Annotated in this window: 19 protein-coding genes; 8 read left to right on the top strand and 11 right to left on the bottom strand. The window is 68.3% G+C overall.

Translation table 11 applies throughout. The features are described 5' to 3' along the window. Positions 1 to 35: 35 nt before the first annotated feature. The 5 genes from ampD to FVQ98_RS05125 are packed head-to-tail and all read right to left on the bottom strand — an operon-like array spanning position 36 to position 4,946. On the bottom strand, positions 36 to 623 hold the full coding sequence (gene ampD, locus FVQ98_RS05105) for a 1,6-anhydro-N-acetylmuramyl-L-alanine amidase AmpD (protein WP_147912349.1): 588 nt from the start codon (positions 621 to 623) through the stop codon (positions 36 to 38). Further along, positions 610 to 2,175: a sigma-54-dependent transcriptional regulator gene (locus tag FVQ98_RS05110; protein WP_147912350.1), complete on the bottom strand. Its 1,566-nt coding sequence runs from the start codon at positions 2,173 to 2,175 to the stop codon at positions 610 to 612. The genes ampD and FVQ98_RS05110 overlap by 14 nt, the downstream gene beginning before the upstream one ends. A 1-nt stretch (position 2,176) precedes the next feature. Continuing rightward, the gene (locus FVQ98_RS05115; RefSeq protein WP_458329476.1) at positions 2,177 to 3,916 is read right to left on the bottom strand and encodes a two-component system sensor histidine kinase NtrB; all 1,740 of its coding nucleotides are present in this window, start codon (positions 3,914 to 3,916) and stop codon (positions 2,177 to 2,179) included. Next, positions 3,913 to 4,140, bottom strand: a complete 228-nt coding sequence (locus FVQ98_RS05120) for a PP0621 family protein (protein WP_147912351.1) — start codon at positions 4,138 to 4,140, stop codon at positions 3,913 to 3,915. The genes FVQ98_RS05115 and FVQ98_RS05120 overlap by 4 nt, the downstream gene beginning before the upstream one ends. Continuing rightward, a complete protein-coding gene (locus FVQ98_RS05125) occupies positions 4,137 to 4,946 on the bottom strand; it encodes a cytochrome C assembly family protein (protein ID WP_147912352.1) in 810 nt (269 codons plus the stop codon). Before FVQ98_RS05125 ends, FVQ98_RS05120 begins: the two co-directional genes overlap by 4 nt. Before the next feature lie 96 nt (positions 4,947 to 5,042). Between FVQ98_RS05125 and ffh the strand changes: the two genes are divergently transcribed. After that, a complete protein-coding gene (ffh, locus tag FVQ98_RS05130) occupies positions 5,043 to 6,461 on the top strand; it encodes a signal recognition particle protein (protein WP_147912353.1) in 1,419 nt (472 codons plus the stop codon). Positions 6,462 to 6,558: 97 nt separating this feature from the next. On the opposite strand, the gene FVQ98_RS05135 is transcribed toward ffh, so the two are convergent. After that, entirely contained in the window at positions 6,559 to 6,981 is a 423-nt protein-coding gene (locus tag FVQ98_RS05135) for a VOC family protein (RefSeq protein WP_147912354.1), read from the bottom strand. A 71-nt stretch (positions 6,982 to 7,052) separates the two neighbouring features. Between FVQ98_RS05135 and FVQ98_RS05140 the strand changes: the two genes are divergently transcribed. Both FVQ98_RS05140 and FVQ98_RS05145 read left to right on the top strand, forming a co-directional pair. Beyond that, complete coding sequence (locus tag FVQ98_RS05140; protein ID WP_147912355.1) at positions 7,053 to 7,727, top strand: TetR/AcrR family transcriptional regulator; 675 nt, start codon at positions 7,053 to 7,055, stop codon at positions 7,725 to 7,727. Positions 7,728 to 7,861: 134 nt separating this feature from the next. After that, a complete protein-coding gene (locus FVQ98_RS05145) occupies positions 7,862 to 8,143 on the top strand; it encodes a putative hemolysin (protein ID WP_147912356.1) in 282 nt (93 codons plus the stop codon). Between the two features lie 748 nt (positions 8,144 to 8,891). Here FVQ98_RS05145 and FVQ98_RS05155 read toward each other — a convergent pair. Next, entirely contained in the window at positions 8,892 to 9,335 is a 444-nt protein-coding gene (locus FVQ98_RS05155) for a hypothetical protein (protein ID WP_187265631.1), read from the bottom strand. A gap of 46 nt (positions 9,336 to 9,381) precedes the next feature. Further along, on the bottom strand, positions 9,382 to 10,044 hold the full coding sequence (locus FVQ98_RS05160; protein ID WP_147912358.1) for an ArsR/SmtB family transcription factor: 663 nt from the start codon (positions 10,042 to 10,044) through the stop codon (positions 9,382 to 9,384). Between the two features lie 302 nt (positions 10,045 to 10,346). Between FVQ98_RS05160 and FVQ98_RS05165 the strand changes: the two genes are divergently transcribed. After that, positions 10,347 to 10,886, top strand: a complete 540-nt coding sequence (locus FVQ98_RS05165) for a low molecular weight protein-tyrosine-phosphatase (protein WP_458329477.1) — start codon at positions 10,347 to 10,349, stop codon at positions 10,884 to 10,886. 123 nt (positions 10,887 to 11,009) lie between these two features. After that, on the top strand, positions 11,010 to 11,696 hold the full coding sequence (locus FVQ98_RS05170; protein ID WP_147912359.1) for a C40 family peptidase: 687 nt from the start codon (positions 11,010 to 11,012) through the stop codon (positions 11,694 to 11,696). A gap of 315 nt (positions 11,697 to 12,011) precedes the next feature. Here FVQ98_RS05170 and metK read toward each other — a convergent pair whose 3' ends face one another. Beyond that, positions 12,012 to 13,193: a methionine adenosyltransferase gene (gene metK, locus FVQ98_RS05175; protein WP_147912532.1), complete on the bottom strand. Its 1,182-nt coding sequence runs from the start codon at positions 13,191 to 13,193 to the stop codon at positions 12,012 to 12,014. Positions 13,194 to 13,341: 148 nt separating this feature from the next. On the opposite strand from metK, the gene FVQ98_RS05180 reads away from it, so the two are divergent. Together FVQ98_RS05180 and FVQ98_RS05185 are read left to right on the top strand one after the other, a co-directional pair. Next, a complete protein-coding gene (locus tag FVQ98_RS05180) occupies positions 13,342 to 14,172 on the top strand; it encodes a lysophospholipid acyltransferase family protein (RefSeq protein WP_147912360.1) in 831 nt (276 codons plus the stop codon). Continuing rightward, positions 14,169 to 15,083, top strand: a complete 915-nt coding sequence (locus tag FVQ98_RS05185; RefSeq protein ID WP_147912361.1) for a lysophospholipid acyltransferase family protein — start codon at positions 14,169 to 14,171, stop codon at positions 15,081 to 15,083. The genes FVQ98_RS05180 and FVQ98_RS05185 overlap by 4 nt, the downstream gene beginning before the upstream one ends. Before the next feature lie 832 nt (positions 15,084 to 15,915). Here the strand turns inward: FVQ98_RS05185 and FVQ98_RS05190 are convergent. Continuing rightward, a complete protein-coding gene (locus tag FVQ98_RS05190) occupies positions 15,916 to 16,938 on the bottom strand; it encodes an alpha/beta fold hydrolase (RefSeq protein WP_147912362.1) in 1,023 nt (340 codons plus the stop codon). A gap of 213 nt (positions 16,939 to 17,151) precedes the next feature. Between FVQ98_RS05190 and FVQ98_RS05195 the strand changes: the two genes are divergently transcribed. Continuing rightward, positions 17,152 to 17,559: a DUF488 domain-containing protein gene (locus FVQ98_RS05195; protein WP_147912363.1), complete on the top strand. Its 408-nt coding sequence runs from the start codon at positions 17,152 to 17,154 to the stop codon at positions 17,557 to 17,559. 198 nt (positions 17,560 to 17,757) lie between these two features. On the opposite strand, the gene yihA is transcribed toward FVQ98_RS05195, so the two are convergent. Continuing rightward, positions 17,758 to 18,531, bottom strand: a complete 774-nt coding sequence (gene yihA / locus FVQ98_RS05200; protein WP_147912364.1) for a ribosome biogenesis GTP-binding protein YihA/YsxC — start codon at positions 18,529 to 18,531, stop codon at positions 17,758 to 17,760. Between the last annotated feature and the right edge of the window lie 10 nt (positions 18,532 to 18,541).

Here is an 18,541-nt window from a genome sequence, read left to right on the forward strand (position 1 = left end):
GTAAATAGCATGCCCAGCGACACCGTCGATCGCGCTCACGCATGGCCGATGTGCGCCGGTGCCCAGTGCAGCGCCCGCTGCAGGCGCGGCCAGTCGAAGCCAGGCCCCGGGTCGTGCTTGCGGCCCGGCGCCACGTGTTCGTGGCCGGCGATGTCGGTGATGGGGTAGCGCTGGCGCAGCGCCTGGATCAGGCGTGCCAGGCGCTCGTATTGCCGCGCCGTGAAGCGTTCGCCTTCCAGGCCTTCCAGCTCCACGCCGACCGAATAGTCGTTGCAGTTGTCGCGTCCGCGAAAGCTGGAGCGGCCCGCGTGCCAGGCCCGGTCGTCGACGCTGACGAACTGCCACAGCACCCCGGTGCGGCGCACGTAGAAGTGGGCCGAAACTTCCATGCCGCGGATCTGCTGGAAGTACGGGTGCGCGTCCCAGTCCAATCGGTTGGTGAATAGCGCCTGCACCTCGTCGCCACCGTAGCGCCCGGGCGGCAGGCTGATCGAATGCACGACCACCAGGTCGATGGCTGCAGCGGGTGGCCGCGGCCCGAAGTTGGGCGAGGGCAGGGCGCGCGCGCGGCGGTACCAGCCGCCTGACCAGAGGGGGCTGGCGGGCGCTTCAGCGGTCGCCATCGGCGGGCTCGTCGCTGCCGGGCTCCGTGATGCCCAGGCGCGACATGCGGTAGCGGATCTGGCGCAGGTTGAGCCCCAGCAGGGCCGCCGCCGCTGTGCGGTTGAACCCGGTTTCGTCCAGGGCGCGCACCAGCACGCGGCGCTCTTGGGCGTCCAGCCAGCGTTCAAGGTCTTCCGGCAGCGTGTCCTGCGTGGGCGACATGGCGGCGCTCGGCGCAGAGGTTTCTCCCACTTCTCTCGACGTTGCCGGATCGTCGGCGATGGCGGCAGGTGCTGAATCAAACAGGGGCAGCTCGCCAAAGCCGGAATCACCCGCCTCGCCCAGCGCGACGGCGCGGTGCAGCAGGTTCTCCAGCTCGCGCACGTTGCCGTCCAGCGGTGCGGCCAGGATGTCGGTCATCTGCCGCTCGGTCAGGCGGTGCGGGGCGCCGCTGCCGTCGCCCGGAATGCGGGCCAGCAGGGCTTCGCACAGCGCGGGCAAGTCTTCGCGGCGCTCGCGCAGCGGCGGCACGACCACTTCGATCACGTTCAGGCGGTAGTACAAGTCCTGGCGGAAGCGCCCGGCCTGCACTTCGGCCGCCAGGTCCTTGTGGGTGGCGCTGACGATGCGCACGTCCACCGCTTCTTCCTGCGTTTCGCCCAGCGGGCGCACGCGGCGCTCCTGGATCGCGCGCAAGAGCTTGGCCTGCATGGCCAGGGGCAGGTCGCCGATCTCGTCGAGGAACAAGGTGCCGCCCCGCGCGGCCTGGAAGAAGCCCTGTCGGTCGGTCGCCGCACCGGTGTACGAACCCTTGCGTGCGCCAAAGAACTCGGCTTCCAGCAGGTTTTCGGGGATCGCGCCGCAGTTGACGGGCACGAAAGGACCGGCATGGCGGTGGCTGTTCGCGTGTACAGCCTGCGCCGCCAGTTCCTTGCCGGTGCCCGATTCGCCGTGCACCAGCACTGGTGCCATGCTGCGCGCCACCTTCGCGATGCGGTGCTTGACGCTGCGCATGGCGGGCGATTCGCCCACCATGCGCGCCAGCGCCTGCGCGCCAGGGGCCTGCAGGCCCGCGTCGGAGGATGGCGAATTCCTCCTGTCAGCGGGTGGAGTCGTCGACCGCGTGGGGTCGTCTGGCGTGACCGGTTCTCCCGTGGTCTTTGCGGCTGGTGCAGGCAAGCGCCCCGGCGTTTGGAAGGCGGAGGCCACCACGCTGCGGAACTGCCTCAGGTCGACCGGCTTGGTCAGGTAATCGAACGCACCACATTTCAGGGCTTCGACCGCGTTTTCTGCCGAGCCATAGGCCGTGATCACGATGCAGCGCTCGGTGCGCTGCTGCGCCACCAGTTCACGCAGCAGGTCCAGTCCCAGCCCGTCCGGCAGTCGCATGTCGGTGATGACGATGTCGAAGCTCTGCGCCGCCAGTTCGTCGCGCGCCTCAGCCACCGTGCCGGCTGCGTGCACCTCGTGCCCTTCACGCAGCAAGGTCAGCTCATACAGGGTGCGCAGGTCCGGTTCGTCGTCCACCACCAGGATGCGGGCGCCGACAGGGTTGGGGGGGGAGGCGGTCATGTCAAACAGCGGGGTCCATGAAAGTCGTCGTGTAAGCGCCGGGTGCACGCCGAAAGCTCACGAAAAACTCGTTGCCGGCCACTGGCGAGCCTCGCTGGATGCGTTCCGTCCGCTCGTAGCCCATGTTCGCGCCATGGCGCTCGCACAGTTCACGGCAGATAAAAAGGCCCAGACCGCTGGAGCGACTCTCCGAGGAGAAGAATGGCTCGAACAGATGGCGCCGCACGCTTGGCTCCAGCGGCGCGCCGTCACTCCACACCATCAGCAGCACGGGGCCGTGGCGAATCGCCTGGGTGGACACCTGAATGGCCGCTTCGCGCCGCGTGGCATACCGCGCAGCGTTGTCGAGCAGGTTCACCAGGATCCGACGCAGGTGTTCTGGCGCGAACTGCACCGCCACATCGCCCTCCGGCAGCCCCAGGTGCACCTGAAGCCGCGAGCCAGCGCCGTGCTGTGCAGCCCATTCCGCGCAAAAGCCTGCCACCGCGGCGTCGAGGTCCAGCGCATGGTCAGCGAAAGGCTCTGACTGGCCCTGCGCACGCACGATGTCCAGCACGTCGTCGACGATGTGGCCGAGCCGGTCGGCGTTCTGACGCACCATGGCGGTCAGCCGCAACTGGCCTGGCGCGCTGAGGTCTTCTTCGAGCAGTGCGTTGGCCTGGCTGATGGCGGCCAGAGGGTTGCGGATCTCGTGGGCCACGGCGGCGGACATGCGTCCCATCGCCGCCAGTTTCTCGGTGCGCAGCTGGGCCTCCATCTCGCGCAGGTCCTGCAGAAACATCACGCAGAGGCAGCGGCCACTGTCGCCCACCGTGGGCGTGCGCTGGGTGCGCACCTGCAGGCGACTGCTATGGCGGTCTTCGTGGTGCAGGGTGATCTCGATGCCGTCGATGGGTTCGTCCTCGAAGGTCTCACGGGCAATGTGGACCAACTGGACCCAGGCCGGGTTGTCGTCCAGCACGAACTGGTCGGGCGTGACTTCCCGGTCGGACCCCAGCATCAACCGCGCTGCCGGGTTGGCCGTGCGCACCAGGTAATCGGTATCGACCACCAGCACGCCATCGTCCATGGCGTCGATCACCATCCCGTTGACGAGCGACTGGACCTGGGCCTCAATCCGGTTGCGCCTGGCCGAACCTTCCTCCCGTGCGAGGCGCATGGCCAACTGGTTGGTCAGCAGAGCCAGGATCAGCAGGCCTCCCCCGGTAAGCCCCGCCTGTGCCATGTCGGTGGTGCTGCCCCAGCGGTCAAGGTCGGCGCTCCAGACCACCTGGCCCAGCAGGGCCAAGGTGACGAGGGCGGCTGTGCCCAGGGCCAGCGCGCGCGTGCCCATGATGGCGCTCATCAGCACCGGCAAGGCCAGCAGCGGAGTGTAGTTGACCCCGACGCTCTGCAGCGACTGCAGGGCGACGAAGAACAGCAGGTCCGCGCCGACCGTGTAGAGCCACTGCGCGTCGAATGGACGTCCTGGGCCCTGGGGGTGGGCGACGGTGCGCACCAGGATGGTGAGCACAAGGTAGGCCACGCAGGCGACAAGCACCCACTGCGGTAATGGGCGACCCCAGATGTGCACCGTCAGGTGCATGCCGAGGATAACCACCGCCATCAGGATTCGGGCGGACATGAAGGCCGTCCACAGTCGGGTGAATCCCGGCAGTTCGGCATCGCCCAGGCGGCGCGGGTCCGCACCAGGCACCATAGTCGGTGGCGCGGTCGCGCCGAAACGCCCCAGGGCGTTCATGCGCCTTCGCTCTCGCGGCGGTGCAAGGGGGAGCAGTAACTGCCGTGCTGTCCCACCACCGCTTCGTTGCCCGGCACGTGGGTGCCGCAGTGGGCGCAGCGCACCATCGGCAGGGCCTTGACCTGCCGGCGCGGCGTGGCGGCATTGCGCAGGGCACGGGCGCGGCCCCGCTGCCACAGCCAGACACCGGCCGCCACCGCCAGCAAAACGATCAGCAGCTTCATGCCACGCGCCCCAGCAGCACTTCCAGCACGAAGCGCGAGCCGACGTAGCCAAACAGCAGCAGCGCCGCCCCCGCATACAGCACGCGCACCGCGCGCCGCCCACGCCAGCCCAGGCGCCAGCGGCCGATCAGCAGCACGGCGAAGGTGATCCACGACAGCACCGTGAAGATGCGCTTGTGGTCCCAACGCCAACCGACATGGCTGGCGCCGTACAGCTGCTCGCCGAAGAAGGTGCCCGCGATCAGCGTCAGCGTCAGCAGCACGAAGCCGGCGCCGACGAAGCGGAACATCAGCCGCTCCAGCGTCAGCAGCGGCACGCCGCCTTCCACCGCCTGCGACGCGGCGCGCATCTGGTGTTCGGCGCGCGTCATCAGCCAGCCATGGGCGACAGCGGCGGCGAACATGCCATAGGCCGCGATGCCCAGCGCCCAGTGCAGCGGCAGCAGGGGCGACGAGGTGTGCGGCAGTGCGGTGCCCGGAAACAGCAGCGCCAGGACGACGGCCACGGCGCCAAAGCCGGCCAGGGCCCAGCGTGCACGCATCTGCGGGTACAGCTGGCTTTCGACCGCGTACACCGTCAGCGCCAGCCACACGGTGATCGACAGCGCCGGCGCAAAACCGAAGCGGGGCGGCCCATCCAACAGGTTGTAGGCCAGCAGCAGACCGTGCAACAGCCAGGCCAGCAGCAGCACGCGCCGCGCGCCCACGCCGCCCATGGCGCGTGCGCCCAGGGCGGGCACGGCGTAGGCCAGCGCGGCCGCGGCGCTGAGCAGCAGGCCGAGGGGGGAGGCGCTGGCTAGAATCATGGGCAAAGTTTAGCGGTTTGGCCCTCGCTTCCGAGGGCACGCACCGCCTTCATCCGGCTTTTTCCACGCACTGCGACCGCAAGCTGCGTTTTGCTCATGGCCACTGCCCTTACCGACAAACTCTCCAGCCTGGTCAAGAAGATTTCCGGCCAGGCCCGGATCACCGAAGCCAACGTGCAGGACATGCTGCGCGAAGTGCGCATGGCGCTGCTCGAAGCCGACGTCGCCCTGCCCGTGGTGCGCGACTTCATCGCCCGCGTCAAGGACAAGGCGCTGGGCCAGGAAGTGCTGGGCAGCCTGAAGCCCGGGCAGGCGCTGGTCGGCATCGTCAACCGCGAGCTCGCCGCCACCATGGGCGAGGGCATCAGCGACCTGAACCTGGCCGCCCAACCGCCCGCCATCATCCTGATGGCTGGCCTGCAGGGTTCGGGCAAAACGACCACCACCGCCAAGCTGGCGCGCCACCTGGTGCAAAAGCGCAAGAAGAAGGTGCTGACGGTGTCGGGCGACGTGTACCGCCCCGCCGCCATCGAACAGCTCAAGACCGTCACCGGACAGGCCGGCGCCGACTGGTTCCCTTCCACGCCCGACCAAAAGCCGCTCGACATCGCCCGCGCCGCGCTCACGCACGCCAAGACGCACTTCTACGACGTGCTGATCGTCGACACGGCCGGCCGCCTGGCGATTGACGAAGCGCTGATGCAGGAGATCAAGACCCTGCACGGCGCGCTGAACCCGGTCGAAACCCTGTTCGTGGTCGACGCCATGCAGGGCCAGGACGCGGCCAACACCGCCAAAGCCTTCAAGGACGCGCTGCCGCTGACGGGCATTGTGCTGACCAAGATGGACGGCGATTCGCGCGGCGGCGCGGCGCTGTCGGTGCGGCAGGTGACGGGCGCACCGATCAAGTTCGCCGGCGTTAGCGAAAAGATCGATGGGCTGGAGGTGTTCGACGCTGAACGCCACGCCGGGCGCATCCTGGGCATGGGCGACGTGGTGGCGCTGGTCGAGCAGGTCACCGCCAACGTCGACATTGAGGCGGCCAAGAAGCTGGCGGACAAGGTCAAAAGCGGCAGCGGGTTTGATTTGCAGGACTTTCTGGGTCAGCTGCAGCAGATGAAGCAGATGGGCGGCCTCGGCAGCCTGATGGACAAGCTGCCCACGCAGATCGCCAACAAGGCCACCGACGCCGACCTGACCCGCGCCGAAAAGGACATCCGCCGCAAGGAAGGCATCATCAACAGCATGACGGCGCAAGAGCGCAAGAAGCCCGAGTTGCTGAAGGCCAGCCGCAAGCGCCGCATCGCCGCCGGCGCTGGCGTGCACGTGCAGGAGGTCAACCGCCTGCTCAAGGAATTCGAGCAGATGCAGGGGATGATGAAGCAGATGAAGGGCGGCGGCCTGATGAAGATGATGAAGCGCCTGGGCGGCATGAAAGGCCTGATGGGCGGCGGAGGCATGCCGCCCCTGCCGCCGGGCATGGGCGGCACGGGCGGGGGCAAGTTGCCGTTCTGAACGCGCGGGGCTGCATCGGCCTGCGTGGCCTTAGTCACCCAGCAGATTTAAGGCCGAATGAGGCTGCGGGCCTACAGGCACCAGCGCAGGCAGCTATCTAATTAGAAGCGTCCGCGTACTGTGCCTGGAACGCCGCGGTGGGCTGAATCGGCGTGATCACGTCGATCATCACGCCGTCCGGGTCCTGGGTGATGAAGTGGCGCTGGCCGAAATCCTCGTCGCGCAGCGGCAGCAGGATCGGCAGGCCCTGAGCGCACGCGCGGGCGTACTCGGCGTCGACGTCGGCCACCTCGAAGTTCAGCAGCAGGCCGCCGGTGACCGCGTGGCGCCGCGGCGCAGGAATCGTTGCGTGCCCGCGCAGCAGCACCGCCAGGTTGACGGATTCATCCTCGCTCGACTGCAGGTGCACGTACCAGTCGCTTTCAAACAGCGGCTGAAAGCGCAGGTGGCGCGTGTAAAAGTGCGCGGCGCGGGCCACGTCGTCGGTCATCAGCACGGGGTAGAACTGGGTGCAGCGCATCGGTGTCTCCTGAGAAATCGATAAAACATACAATCTGAATGTACGTAAATTAAAACATACAGGCTGAATGTATGCAACGAAAACCCGAGCCCGCGAAACGCTCTGAACGCCGCGCCAACGCCGAGCGCACCGAAGCCACCCAGGCCGCGCTGATCGCCGCGGCGCGCGCATTGTTCGTGGACAAGGGCTACGCCGGCACCAGCACACCCGACATCGCCGCCGCTGCGCAGGTGACGCGCGGCGCGCTCTACCACCACTACGCGGACAAGGCGGACTTGCTGTACGCCGCCGCCGGCCAGGCGGCGGACGAGGTCGCCGCCGAGATCGCCCAGGCCGGCGGCACAGGCGCCACGCCTCTGCAGGCGCTGGCCGACGGCGCCGAGCGCTACTTCGCCGCCATGGCGCAGCACGGCCGCGCGCGCCTGCTGCTGCTGGATGCGCCCGCAGTGCTCTCGCCCGAGCGCCTGCGCGCGCTCAGCGACCGCGCCGGCGTGGCAGAACTGCTGGTTGGCCTGCGGGCGGCGCTGGAGGCTGCTCCCGACTCGGCGGTGGCGCCCAGGACCCCTGGTAGCGTCAGCGAGGAGGTCCAGCTGCGTGTGCTGGCAGAACTCCTGTCCGCCGCCTTTGACCGTGCCGCGCTGGCCATCGCCGAGGGCGCCCTGGCCGCGCCTTACATGGCAGCAATGCGCGCTCTGCTCGCCAGCGTTGTGGGGCAGGGCGCCGCGTCTTGGCGCAATCTTGATTGAGATCCCAAATGCGCGTCAGCCCTACAGCAATCGGCGCAGGCAGCTATGAAAAAGATTGTAAATTGGAGCTCATGCTTCGCTCAGCAGCCTTATCTTCTGCCCTTGTTCGCGCCGGCGACACGCCGTTTCTTGCTATGCACAGTTTGATCACCAGCGCCCGCGCGGCCACCCGAGTCGCCGCCCTCACCGCCCCGCTCGTCCTCATCGGCTGCGGCCTGCGTGTCGGCTCCAGCGCGTCGCCCAACGCCGCGGTGCAAATGGCCAACCCGGCGTCCACCTACTGCGTTCAACAAGGCGGCCAACTGCGCATCCAGAAAGACGCAGTTGGCAACGAGAGCGGCCTGTGCACGCTGCCCGATGGCAGGGTGATGGACGAATGGGCGCTGTTCCGGCGCGATCATCCGGCGGTCGAATAAAAATAGGCGCCGCGGTCGCTCACCCCCAGGCCAGGGCGCGCACCAGCGCCGCCGCGCCCGCGCCCAGCACCGGCACCGGCACCGGCACCGCAAGAACGGCAGGCGCGCGTCCAGCGCCAGTTGCTGGCCGTTGGAGACAGCGTCCAACGCGGTCAAGGCCGCCAGCAGCGCGACGGTCAAGGCGCCGGTCATGCGCGCGCTGCGCAACCAGCCGGCGGGCATCAGGTAGCCGGTCAGTTTGGTGGCGTAGGCGGCGCAGGCCAGCAGCAGCCAGAGCCACAGGGCGTTGCCGGACTGGATGGCGTCCGTCATCGCGCTGCCTTGTCGGCGGGCGCCGGCTCGGGCGGGCGCGGACTCTTTCCACAAGCGCAGGGCAGCGCGGATCATGGCGGCGGATTGTGGTGAGCCGGGTAGGGCGGCGGCGCGGCCCGGTGGGATCTACCGAGCGCCTTGGATAGAGGAAGAATAGGCCGTTGGCTTTAGAGGAATCTGCGCGGAAAGCTATCAAAAAAAGAGTTTCCGGCGCAAGGGTAGCGCGCGACGGACTCCTGGCGGGCGCGGTCGTGCGTGGGGATCGGTCGCAGGCGGTTGACCGCGTTACGGGGAGCGCCGGCGGGGCGTTCTGCGCGCACACAGGCAGGCACCCGCGCTCGGCCGGCATGGTGGCCCCTTCATTCGCTTTCTCGCCGGGCTCCAGCCGCGCCCGTGCGCAGTGCCGCGCGCCTGTGCACGGGCGCGGAGCCCCAGCTTATTTGCCGCCGGACTTGATCGATGCTTTCAGCGTGTCCAGGTCCTTGCGCACCGCACCTTGGAACAGCAGGCCGGACCGCGCCTGCTTGGCCACGCCTTCCATCTCCAGCACGTCGGCGACGATCTGGTAGCTCGCCGCGCCGTTGAAGTCTTTGCCGTCGGCCACGATCAGCTGGTTCCCGTAGAACACAGCCGGTGCCGGCATGTCCTCGGCCAGACTGGACGGCAGCAGTTGGATCGGCACGCGGTAGGTGTTGGCGATTTCGGCGGCGACCTGCAGGTTGCCGTTACAGCGCTGGCCGGGCGGGTCCTTGGCGATGAAGGTCAACACGCGTTCACCAGCGGCGTTCTGCGCGCCGGGTACGGGCATGGACACGTCGGCGGCGCTGGCCGCCAGCGCGCAGGTGCCGAGGGCCAGGCGGAGCAGGGCGGTTTTCATCATGGATGGGTCTCCGGTGTTGTCTTAGGGGGTGTGAGGGCGGGCGGCTTCAGGCCGCTTCGGCCAGCGGCAGCCCGGCGGCCTGCCACTCCACCACGCCGTCGGAAATCTTGTGCGCCACGACGCCCTTGCGCCGCAGCAGGCGCACGGCTTCGTCGGACATCAAACAGAACGGCCCGCGGCAATAGGCCACGACCTGCTTGCCGGCTGGCAGTTCAGCCAGGCGCTTTTTCAGCTCCGCCAGCGGCAGAGAGCGCGCATGCGGCAGGTGGCCGGCGGCGAATTCGGTGGCCGGGCGCACGTCGATGATCACGATGTCCCCGCGCCGCGCCTTGGCCAGCAGCGACGCGCGGCTTTCGGGGCTGAGCGTGTCCGGCGCCGCCGCCATCTGCGCCAGCGCGACCTGCAGCTCGACCAGGTGCGCCCCGGCCACGTCGCGCAGCTTCGCCCACAGCGGCGCCACGTCGTCGCCGCTCAGCCGGTAATGGATGTGTTTGCCGTCGCGTCGCGTCTGCACCAGCCGCGCTTCGCGCAGCGTGCGCAGATGGGCGCTGGTCAGGCGCACGTCCATGCCGGTCTGCGCGGCCAGCGTTTCCACCGCTTTTTCGCCCTGGGCCAGCAATTCGATCAGCTCCAGCCGCTTCGGGCTGGACAGCGCCTTACCCATGCGGGCGACCTGCTCGTACAGCTGGGTTTTGGTAGCGGCGGTCATATTGTAAACATTCTAACGATGATTGGAATGATGTGGAAGCGGTGCATCGCCAGGTTCAGGCCGACGCCCGGCAGGCACGGCGAAGGTGACAGCGACGGCGTGCCAGGACGGCGCGGGCGACCGGCGGCCAGGGGAAGTCGCGCTGCTGCCGGATTCGAAGATATTTCGTGGCATAGCGCCCATAGCCCTTGTTGTTCATGCGCAAGAAGCTATCGAAGCTGTAGCGAACCGCGGCCGATGGTTCGCTCGGCCCGCTTGCCCCGCGCAGCGGGGCCTCATCCGGTTTGCGTAGACTGCAGCGCATGAACGTCCCGACTTCCCGACTCGCCCGCCTGACGTCGCGCGGGCCCGACGCGCCCCTGGCTGTCCTGATGGTCTGCATGGGCAACATTTGCCGCAGCCCCACGGCGCACGGTGTCTTGGCGCAGCGTGTGGAAGACGCGGGCCTGGCGGGTGCTGTGCAAGTCGATTCCGCCGGCACGCACGGCTACCACATCGGCGCCCCACCGGACGCGCGCTCGCAAGCGCACGCCCTGCGCCGTGGCTACGACCTCAGCACCCAGCGTGCGCGCCGGCTCAGCGCGGCCGACTTTGGCACGTTCGATCTGGTGCTGGTGATGGACGGTGCCAACGAGCAGGCGGCCCGCGCCGTTTGCCCGCCGGCGCAGCGCCACAAGCTCATGCGCCTGACCGATTTCTGCACGCGCCACGCCGCCAGCGAAGTGCCCGACCCGTACTACGGCGGCGACGCGGGCTTCGAGCAGGTACTGGATCTGGTCGAAGACGCCTGTGACGGCCTGCTGGCGCAACTGCGGGCGCTGCGGCCGGGTGCCGTCGGTTAAGCGGCCGGCGCTTTACCGCCCACCGCTGCCTCGTTGGCCCAGCCCCTACAGCGCTTGCCAACTTCTTCACTATCAATACAATAGCTGCCTGCGCAGATGTGAAAAGCGCTGGAGGCTGTTTTTATGTCGAATCGTGGTTCAGGCCATGGCGGTGACGCCAGCGCGTCGCTGTTACCGAACGGTGTCACGCGGGCCGATCAGGCGGTGGCCGATGTGGCGCGGACGATGCACGAACCAGCGACAGCCCGTGGTGCGCGGCGCGTGCTGCTGCTGGGCGCGGTGGTGGCCTTGCTGGCCGGTTGCGCCAGCCGCCCGGCGCGCCAGGGCGGCGCTTCGGGTTCGGGGTCGACGGCGCGCCGCAGCCCGCCGGCCCCCGTGCCCGCGAGCCAACCGCCGCTGGAGCTGAATCCTCTGGGTCGCGAGGCCGCCGTGGCGCGCGCCATGCTGGTCGTCAACACGCCCTACACCTACGGCGGCAACACGCCCGACGGCGGTTTTGACTGCAGCGGGCTGGTGCACTACGTGTTCAGCCAGCAGGCGGCCGAAGACGGCGCCAGCCGACGCCTGCCGCGCAGCACCGCGCAATGGGCCGCCTCCACGCAGCCGGTGGACGAATCGCAGCTGCAGCGCGGCGACCTGGTGTTCTTCAACACCACCGGGCGCGCGTTCTCGCACATGGGCATCTACGTCGGCCAGGGCCAGTTCGTGCACGCGCCGTCGACCGGCGGCACCGTGCGCAAGGAGCCGGTGGGCGGCCGCTACTTTGGCCCGCGCTACCTGGGCGCGCGCCGACCGTTTGCGCTGGCTTGATCGCGTTCGGCGGGCATAAAAAAGCCGGGCTTGCCCGGCTTTTTTTCGGTCAGCGACAGAGTCGTGACTTACAGCCCCGCTGCTGCCTTCAACAATGCGGCCTTGTCCGTGTTTGGCTCCGGCCGGCCCTTCGGGCCTTCACGCCGCTGCGCGGCATGAGCCTGCACCGAAGCACAGACCTGGTGCTCGCTGCGCTCGCGGGCTTACAGCCCCGCCGCTGCCTTCAGCAGCGCCGCTTTGTGGTCTACGTTCACATCGCTGCGCGATATGAACTCCGCCCCAAAGCCCAACGCTGGCCTGCGGCCAGCTCCGGGCTTACAGCCCGGCTGCTGCGCGCAGCAGTTGGGCTTTGTCCGTCTGCTCCCAGGTGAACTCCGGCTCCTCGCGGCCAAAGTGGCCGTACGCCGCGGTCTTGGCGTAGATCGGGCGCAGCAGGTCCAGCATCTGGATGATGCCTTTGGGGCGCAGGTCAAAGTGTTCGCGCACCAGCTTGGCGATCTCGGTGTCGGGGATCTTGCCGGTGCCTTCGGTGTAGACGGTGATGTTCATCGGCTCGGCCACGCCGATCGCGTAGGCGACCTGGATCTGGCACTGGCGCGCCAGGCCGGCGGCGACGATGTTCTTGGCGACGTAGCGCGCAGCGTAGGCGGCGCTGCGGTCGACCTTGGTCGGGTCCTTGCCGCTGAAGGCGCCACCGCCGTGAGGGCAGGCGCCGCCGTAGGTGTCGACGATGATCTTGCGGCCCGTCAGGCCGCAATCGCCCTGCGGGCCGCCCACGACGAAGCGCCCGGTCGGGTTGATCAGGTACTTGGTGTTCTGCAGCCACTCGGCGGGCAGCACCGGCTTGATGATCTCTTCGATGATGGCTTCGTTGAAGCTGGCCTTCATCTTGGTGGCCGATTCGCTCTGGTCCGGGCTGTGCTGGGTGGACAGCACCACGGTTTCGATGCTGTGCGGCTTGCCGTCGACGTAGCGCATGGTCACCTGGCTCTTGGCGTCGGGGCGCAGAAAGGGCAGCTTGCCGCTCTTGCGCAGCTGCGCCTGGCGCTCGACCAGGCGGTGCGCGTAGTAGATCGGCGCGGGCATCAGCGTGTCGGTCTCGTCGCAGGCGTAGCCGAACATCAGGCCCTGGTCGCCGGCGCCGGTGTTCAGGTGGTCGTCGCTGGCGTGGTCCACGCCCTGGGCAATGTCGTTGCTCTGCTTGTCGTAGCAGACCATGACGGCGCAGCCCTTGTGGTCGATGCCGTATTCGGTGTTGTCGTAGCCGATCTTCTTGATCGTGTCGCGCGCCACCTGGATGTAGTCGACGTTGGCGTTGGTGGTGACTTCACCTGCCAGCACGACCAGACCGGTGTTGGTCAGCGTTTCGGCGGCCACGCGGCTGCGCGGGTCTTGCGCGAAGATGGCGTCGAGGATGGCGTCGGAAATCTGGTCGGCCACCTTGTCAGGGTGGCCTTCGGACACGGATTCCGAGGTGAAAAGAAAGCTGTTCGCCATTTCCATTTGAATAAACTCCTGAGGTTTGAACGTTGCGTTGCCACCTGCTGGGAGTCCTGGCGAACGCTTTAGCAGAACTGTTTAACGTCGCCCTGCAAGTAGTTCCATAACTCGGCGACCCCGCTATTTTAAGCCTCCGCGAAAGCCCATGCTGACCTTGTTCCGATTCGTGTCCCGCTGGCCGCTGGCGCTGCTGCACGCGGTGGGCGCTGGGCTGGGTTGGCTGACCTGGCTGGCCTCGCCCACGTACCGGCGGCGCATCACGGCCAACGCGGCGCTGGCAGGCTACCGCTTTGCCGACGTGCGCGGCGCCGTGGCGCACGCCGGGCGCATGGCGGCCGAAACGCCGCGCCTGTGGTTTGGCCCGCCCGTGCCCACGCAATGGCAGGGCACCGAGGTGGTCGACGCGGCCTACGCCGCGCGCAAGGGCGTGGTTTTCTTGACCCCGCACCTGGGCTGCTTTGAGATCACCGCGCAAGGTCTGGCCGAGCGCTACCACGCCGAATACGGCCCCATCACTGTGCTGTTCCGCCCCGCGCGCCAGGCTTCGCTGGCCGAGGTGGTGGAAAACTCGCGCCAGCGCGAAGGGCTGGAAACGGCGCCGACCACGCTGTCGGGCGTGCGCCAGATGATCAAGGCGCTGCGCGCCGGCCGCGCCGTCGGCCTGCTGCCCGACCAGGTGCCGCCCGAAGGGCAGGGCGTGTGGTCGCCCGTGTTCGGCAAGCCCGCGTACACGATGACGCTGGGCGCGCGCCTGATCCAGCAGACCGGCGCCACGCCGCTGTTGGTGTGGGGCGAGCGCCTGCCCGGCGGCCAGGGCTTTCGCGTGCATTTCGAGGCCTTCCCCGAGCCGCTGAGCGACGACCTGGACACCGCCGTCACCCAGATCAACCGCGCCATGGAGCACCTGATCCGCCAGTGCCCCCAGCAGTACCTGTGGGGCTACGGCCGCTACAAAACCCCGCGGGGCACGCCATGAGCGACGCCGCGCCGGAGGGTGGCGTTGACGAAGGTCGCGGCGCGCCCGATGTGCGCCACCCCGCCATCTGGCTGATGCGCGCGTTGGCGCCGCTGCCGCTGGGCGTGGTGCGCGCGCTGGGCGCGGGCCTGGGGCGCGTGCTGTACCGCGTGGCCGGCAAGCGCCGGGGCATCGCGCTGACCAACCTGCGCCTGTGCTTCCCGGAATGGAGCGAGGCCGAGCGCGAAGCCGTCGCCCGCCGCAACTTCATCCATTTCGCCCAGGCTTTCCTGGACCGTGCCTGGCTGTGGCACGCCCCGGCCGAGGTCGTGCGCCAGCGCCTGCGTTTGACGGGCGACGTCGATGCCTTGCGCCAACCCGGTGGCGTGGTGATTTTTGCGCCGCATTTCTACGGCATGGACGCCGGCGGCAGCGCGATCATGCAGCAGATCCCGCGCGTGTCCAGCACCGTGTACGCCGACCAGGGCGGCGTGCTGGACGAATGGATGCGCCAGGGCCGCCAGCGCTTTGGCAACGTCACGCCGATCGCGCGCAAGGCGGGCATGAAGCCGGTCGTGCGCGCCTTGCGCGAAGGGCAGTTGCTGTACCTGCTGCCCGATATGGACCTGGGGCCGGAGGAATCGGTGTTTGTGCCCTTCTTTGGCGTGCCGACGGCCACCGTGCCGTCGGTGCCGCGCCTGGCGCAACTGGGCCGCGCGCATGTCGTACCCGTGGTCACGCGCCTGACGCCGACGGGCTACGACGCTGAGGTGCAGCCGACGTGGACGGATTACCCCGGGGATGATCCGGTGGCGGACACGGCGTTGATGAATGCGCGGCTGGAGGGGTATATCCGCACCATGCCGGACCAGTATTACTGGGTGCACAAGCGGTTCAAGACGAGGCCGGCGGGGGTGGGGTCGGTGTATTGAGGTTTGGGGTGGATTGGGGCGGCGGCCCCAATGGGGATTGCGCGGGCAGCTATTGAATTGATAGTTTCTGGTTCACTGTGCGCTCGTTGGGCGTTGGTGTGTGAACGACGTTGAGAGGCCGGGAAGTGCGCCCGGCGGCGCAGTTTCTTTCTTTGACTCGCCAAAGAAAGAAACCAAAGAAAGGCGACCCCACGTCTGCGACCCCTGCGCTTCGCTCCGGGGCAAACCTGCGTCGCGCTTCTGCCGGGGTGGGCCGCAGAACTCACTGCGCGCTCTTCGAGCGCTCCGTTCAGACAACCGCGGCCAGTCAGATCACGAAGCGGCTGCATCCTGCGGTGCAGCCGCCACCCCGCCAGAACCACGCCGCAGGCGCAGCCTCAAGGGGCGTTGAACAGCCACACGGGCCATTGCTGCGCTCGGCCTGGATCGCGCGGCGCAAAGCGCCTGCGCCGTTGGGGGCCGAGCGCAGCGATGGCCCGTCTCGTCTTTCACCCCTGTGGACGTGCCGAGAAGCGCAGAGCGGGCGGTGGGCGCGGGCACCGAAGGATGCCCACGCTTCGTGCTCTGACTCGCTGCAGTTGTTTGAGCGGCGCTGCGCAGCAGCAGAGCGAGTTCTGCAGCGCCACCGCCCGATCGAGCATCGCAGGTTGCCCCGCAGCGAAGCGGAGGGGACGCGTCCAGTGGGGTCGCCTTCTTTTGCCTTCTTTTCTTGGCGAGTCAAGAAAAGAAGGTGCGCCGCCGGGCGCATGTCCCGGCCTCACACGCATCCACCGTACCGACTCCGATATCAAGCAAAAAGAGTCAGAAGCCCTACAACCATCTGCGCAACCAGCTACCCCTTCGATAGCAAAAAGCCTTCAATCAACCCAGCGACAAGCGCCGGCCGCTCATGCACCACCCAGTGCGTTGCACCCTCGATCCGCTCCAGTTGCATCTGCGGCACCCAGCGTTCCAGCCCGTCGACCAGTTCTGCCGGCAGGGCGGTGTCCGCCATTGCCCACAGCACCAGCGTCGGCACGGTCACGGTGAAGCCGTCTTCCGGCAGCGTGACATTGGCCGCCGCCGGGTCGCCCTCGCGCGGTGGGCGCAGGGGCGAGGCGCGGTAGTAGTTCAGGCCCCCCGTCAGGCCAGCGCCGGGGCGGCTGCCGTCGCCTTGCCAGACGCGGCGGTACTGCTCGCGCAGCGCCTCGGTCAGCCAGCCGGCGCCTTCGGGCAGCACGGCGGGGTGGCCGAAGGACGTGGCGTTGCCACGCGCCGCGCCCAGCTTGGCGGCGGCGGCTTGCATGACGTCGCCGCCGCGCGCGCCCATCAGGTCGAAGAAGGACCACAGGCGCGCGAAGTCGTCTGCGGCCAGCAGCGCTTCGGCGTCGAGGCGGATCAAAAAGTTCATGTACGCGCTGGCCGCTTGCTGCACCGGGCTGGTTTGCAGGCCGCGCAAGAAGGTCTGCGGGTGCGGCGAATTGACGATGACCAGGCGCGCCATCAGTTCGGGCCGCTGGCTGGCCAGGCCCCAGGCCAGCGCGCCGCCCCAGTCGTGCGCGACCAGCGCGGCCAGCGCGCCGCCGTCACAGGATTCCTGCGCGATCAGCGCGGCGATGTCCTGGCTGAGCGGTTTGGGGCGGTACTCGGCCGGGTCGACGGGGCTGCTGGAGTGCTCGTAGCCGCGCAGGTTGGGCGCGACGCAGCGAAAGCCGCCGTGTTCGGGCTGGGCGAAGTGCGTCAGCAGCGCGTCCCACACGAACGCGGCTTCGGGAAAGCCGTGCAGGAACAGCAGCACCGGGCGCCCGCGCTCGCCAGCCGACCGGCAGCTGAGCGTGGTGCCGTGCGGCAAGGTGGTGGTCCAGGTTTCGATCATGGTGAAATACTCCAAAAAAGATAGCTGGTTGCGCAGGTGGTTGTAGGGCGTGCGGCCAAAATCATCTGAAATCTGGCTTGGACCGTGCCGCGCCGGACTGCGCGCTGCTATCGTAGGCAGCGACCGGTGTCGTGACGATGACGCACTGTCGCAGAGATGACGCTTTGCGCCCACGTCGCCCGCCGCGCGCCGGCACCAACGCAAGGAGCGACCATGGCCATTCGCATCGTTCGTCTGGGAACCCCGCGCGCAGCCGACGAAGGCACGCGCATCGGCACCGTGCGGCGCCCGCCGCGCGGCGTGCCCAAGGCCGAATTTGCGCGCCAGAACTGGTACGACGTGTGGTACCCCAACCTGTCGCCCACGCCGGAGCTGATGAAGCTGGCGCTGTCGACCCACGCCGACCCGGACAGCGCCGAATCGGTCAAGACCTGGGCGCACTTCACGCGCGCGTTCCGCAAGGAGATGGCCGAGCCCGACGCCGCGCGGTCGCTGGACCTGCTGGCGGCGCTGTCGCACGGGGCGAATTTTTCGATCGGCTGCTATTGCGAGGACGAGGCGCGCTGCCACCGGTCGGTGCTGCGGGCGCTGCTGGTCGAACGCAACGCGGATGTGGCGTGACACCCCCTGAGCGGCTGACGCCGCTTCCTCCTCTCTCTTCGCGCTGCGCGCTGCGGGAGGGGGACAACGCTGGTCGCCGGCGCAGGTCCGGCGACGGCGTTTGCTGGTGACGGGAGGGCGTGCGAGCCGTTGCCTGCTATAAAATCAGAAGCTGATTGCGAAGGTGGTTGTAGGGCTGCGAGGCGATTTGGCTTGTAATCAACCGTCGTTGTCTTCGCGCTCGATGTCCAGGTTGATCGGCTCGTCGTCGTTCTGGTCCAGATCGTCTGCTTCAGCCGCCTCGTTTTCTTCGTCCATCGCTTCCTGCGCGGCGTCGACCTGTTCGCGCAGCCACAGCGCGGCTTCGGCGACGCCTTGGCGTTTGAGGGCGGAAAACAATTGCACGCTGCCGCCGCCGGCTTGCAGTTGGGCGATCTGCAGGGCCTTGGCCTGTTCGCTGCGGGTGAGCTTGTCGGCCTTGGTCAGCAGGATGCGGAACTGCAGGCCTTCTTCGACGCGCGGGCGGATGACCTCCAGCAGCGCTTCGTCCAGCTCTTTGAGGCCGTGGCGCGGGTCGCACAGCATGACGACGGCGGCCAGGTTGTCGCGCGAGACGAGGTAATTGGCCATCACGCGCTGCCAGCGCACCTTGTCGGCCAGCGGCACGGCGGCATAGCCGTAGCCAGGCAGGTCGGCCAGCACGGCGTCTTGCGTGCCCTGGCGGCCGAGCGAGAACAGGTTGATGTGTTGCGTGCGCCCCGGCTTTTTGGACGCGTAGGCCAGCTGGTTCTGCTGCGTCAGCGTGTTGATGGCGGTGGATTTGCCGGCGTTGGAGCGGCCGACGAAGGCGATCTCGGGCACGTCCAGCGCGGGCAGGTGCACCAGCTGCGCGGCGGTGGTCAGAAAGCGCGCCGTGTGCAGCCAGCCCAGCGCGTCGCGCTCGGCAGGGGATTCGGTGGGCGCGGGGCGTGCGGGGCGGGAAGGCGTGGCCATGGGCGGTGGG

Origin of the sequence: Ottowia flava, assembly GCF_008017535.1 — a bacterium.
Classification (GTDB): domain Bacteria; phylum Pseudomonadota; class Gammaproteobacteria; order Burkholderiales; family Burkholderiaceae_C; genus Ottowia; species Ottowia flava.